Below are 667 nucleotides of genomic sequence, written 5' to 3'. Positions count from 1 at the left end.
GGTCTGCCCATGCCCGATGTCGGCGCCGCCGCCGGCGGGGACAAGGGCGAGGGCATGTGGGTCTGGGCCTGCGGCCCACTGCCGCACGCCGACGCCTGGCCGCACGTGGTGGCCGTGGACTGGGCGACCAGCGTGCCGGTGGAGCTGTAGGCGTAGAACGTCAGCGGCAGCTGGCCGATGGCCTGGTACTGGGCGAGATCCGGGGTCGTGACCTGGATGCGGGTGATGAACGCGCCGGTCGAGGGCTCGAAGGGGACGACGACGGCGTCGCCGGTCGGGAGCGCGGCGACGAGCAGGGCGACCTGCGGGGACACCTGGCCGACGGCCCACGGCCGCGCGTGCCACTCGCCGAGCGCGCCGGATCCGTCTTCGCCGGAGCTGAACACCTCGACGGGGCTCGTGGGCGGCTTCGTCAGGTCATGGCGACCGCCTGACCAGAGGATCGGGCCGTTGATGCCGGTGAGGTCGACGACGGCGGCAGGTCCGTTGAAGGTCCGGCACATCCCCCCGCCGTCATCGCCCGCGAGCAGGACCTGCAGGCCCCACCGGTCGGCGACCGCGACGAACAGGCTCGGGGCCTGCGGCGCGCAGCGGGCGTCGACCTCGTCGTGCTGGGCGTCGGTGAGAGTGAGCAGGCGGGGGGCGTCGACATAGCGCAGGTGCAGGG

General features: G+C 73.8%; 1 pseudogene. It reads right to left on the bottom strand.

Annotation, left to right across the window (positions count from 1 at the left end):
* Window positions 1-667, bottom strand: a pseudogene (locus NBZ83_RS32480) (hypothetical protein); the annotation flags it as partial.

This window comes from Frankia gtarii (genome assembly GCF_025403375.1).
GTDB classification, from domain to species: domain Bacteria; phylum Actinomycetota; class Actinomycetes; order Frankiales; family Frankiaceae; genus Frankia; species Frankia gtarii.
This window is presented reverse-complemented; position numbering and strand designations above follow the sequence as displayed.